Below are 2,738 nucleotides of genomic sequence, written 5' to 3' on the forward strand. Positions count from 1 at the left end.
GGCTAAGGCCTTAACGGTCAACGTCACCGCTAATAGTAAGATCTATGATAAAACGACAACGGCAACAGTCGGTGAAGCAAGTTTAGTCGGTGTTATCGATGGGGACGTTGTTGAATTAAGTGGGTCTCCAGATTTTGCCTTTGAAAATGCCAATGTAGGAGCAGATATCAATGTTACAACCTCGGGTAATTATTCAATCACCGGAGACGCAGCTAGTAATTACACAGTTATACAACCAACAGGCTTAACGGCAGACATCACGGCTAAGGCCCTGACGGTCAACATCGCCGTTAATAATAAGACCTATGATAAAACAACGACGGCTACAGTGGGCTCAGTCAGTTTGGTAGGTATAGAGAATGGCGATGAGGTGACTATAGATGATAGCCCAAGTGCCTTCATCTTTGCGAGTGATAATGTCGGGACAGACATTGCTGTCTCGGCAACAGGTATTTATACCTTAACAGGCACCGATGCAGACAATTATAAGGTTACTCAACCTACTTTATCAGCTGATATCACCACCAAGGAGTTAACGGTTACAGGATTAAAAGGGGATAATAAAATTTTCGATGGCACTACAATAGCCAGTGCTAGCGGCAGTCCTGCTTTGAGTGGTGTTATTGGTGTAGATGATGTGATATTGGATGGTGTTCCTGTTTTCACTTTTGCGAGCGCGACTATTGGTATCAATATTACAATTTCCACAACAGGTTATTCTCTAATAGGATCAGATGCCGGTAACTATGTGGTAATACAACCAACCCTTACAGCTGATATTACACAACCTACGGTCGCTTTTTCAGCTACAAGTAGCAGTCAATTAGAATCAATAAGCACTGCAAACCTGAATGTTGCTTTATCTTCAGCAACAGCAGCGACTGTCAGAGTTAATTATACGATTACTGGCTCAGCCTCAGGGTCAAATACTGATTATTTGCTAGCCGATGGTGTGTTAACCATTGATCCAAATAGCACAAGTAGTAATATTTCAATTGCTGTTATCGATGATGCATTAGATGAAATAGATGAGACAGTAATTGTTACATTGTCTGCTCCAACCAATGCGACATTAGGAACTAATACAGTCCATACCTTTACGATTACGGATAATGATGATGCACCAACTGTACAGTTTGATATAGCAACAGATAGTCAATCAGAAAGTGAAGAAACTCAAGACTTGCCAATATCAATAAGCGGAGCTAGCGGTAAGACTGTAACTGTAAATTATGCAGTAACGGGAACTGCAACAGGAGGAGGGGTAGATTATACCCTTGCCGATGGTAGTTTTACTTTTGATCCAGGGGATGTAACCAGAACCTTCCCTTTAACAGGAATTGTTGATGATGCCTTAGACGAGGATAACGAAACAATCATAATCACTCTTTCCAATCCTACTAATGCCATACTAGGAGTACAGCCAACCTTGATCTATACCATTACCGATAATGATGCGGAGCCAACAGTTAGTTTATCAACAGGAACAAATTCTATTTTGGAAGCCGCAGGTACAACAAGCATGACTGCGACACTATCAGCAATATCTGGTCGGGATGTGAAGGTGAACTTGGGTTATTCAGGTACTGCTGCAAATGGTACGGATTACAATAGCACAGCCAGTACTTGGATTACTATTTTGGCAGGTCAGACCTCAGCAGATGCTGCTGTAGGGCTAACTGCAATCCAAGATACAGAGGGAGAAGGCCCTGAGACCATTATTGTTGACATTACCTCTGTGACTAATGGTACAGAAAATGGTACACAGCAGCAGACAATCACCATAATAGATGATGATGACATCACCCCTCCAAGTGGTTATGCCGTAACCATGGACGATGCGTTGATCGGAGGAGCAGAAACAACAACAAGTACATTTACCTTCACTGGTGCAGAAGTAGGAGCTACTTATAACTACACAGTCAGTTCAAATGGTGGTGGCAGTGATGTGACTGGAACAGGTACGATCAATACAACAACCGATCAGATTACATTAACTGACTTATCAGACCTTGGAGATGGTACGTTGAGTTTATCAGTGACATTGACCGACCCATCAGGCAATATTGGTCCGGCAGCGACTAGCAGTACTAGCAAAGATGCTACAGCTCCTGACTTACCAGTAGTGAGTAGCATTACTACTGATAGTGGCAGCAACGGTGCAGATCAAATCACCAACGATGATACACCAGATATAAACGGTACAGCTGAAGCAAATAGTACAATTGAAGTATTCTTAAACGGCCTTAGTGTCGGCACAACAAGTGCAGATATTGAAGGTAATTGGACCATGGTGTATAATAGCAGTAGCCCTGTCGAAGACGGCGTATTAGTGGTAACAGCTAAGGCGACCGATGAGGCAGGTAATGAAAGTGGAGAAAGTGGTGCATTGAATGTTACGATAGACACGATAGCTCCATCAGCACCAGTAGTTAGCAGTATCAGTGAAGATAGTGGTAGCGATGGCATCACGAATGATAACACACTTATCATTATAGGTACGGCAGAGGCCGATGTTTCGGTAGAAGTTTTTATTGACGGCGTTAGTATTGGTACGACCAAGGCAGATGTTAATGGAGATTTCAGCTTTGACCATACTGGAGCTACTTTAAGTGATGCGAGTTACAGCCTGACAGCTAAAGCTATGGATACAGCAGGTAACGAAAGTGTGGAAGGTAGTGCCTTTAATGTGATCATTGATACCTCTGTGCCTTCCGTTTCGACAATAACGAGAAAAG

Annotated in this window: 1 protein-coding gene; it reads left to right on the top strand. The window is 42.8% G+C overall.

What is annotated here, in order from left to right:
* The coding region (locus JXQ92_RS19155) for a YDG domain-containing protein (protein ID WP_421988263.1) at window positions 1–2,738 on the top strand (2,738 nt) is incomplete at both ends.

The sequence above is a fragment of the Roseivirga sp. genome (assembly GCF_049099775.1).
Classification (GTDB): Bacteria; Bacteroidota; Bacteroidia; order Cytophagales; family Cyclobacteriaceae; genus Roseivirga.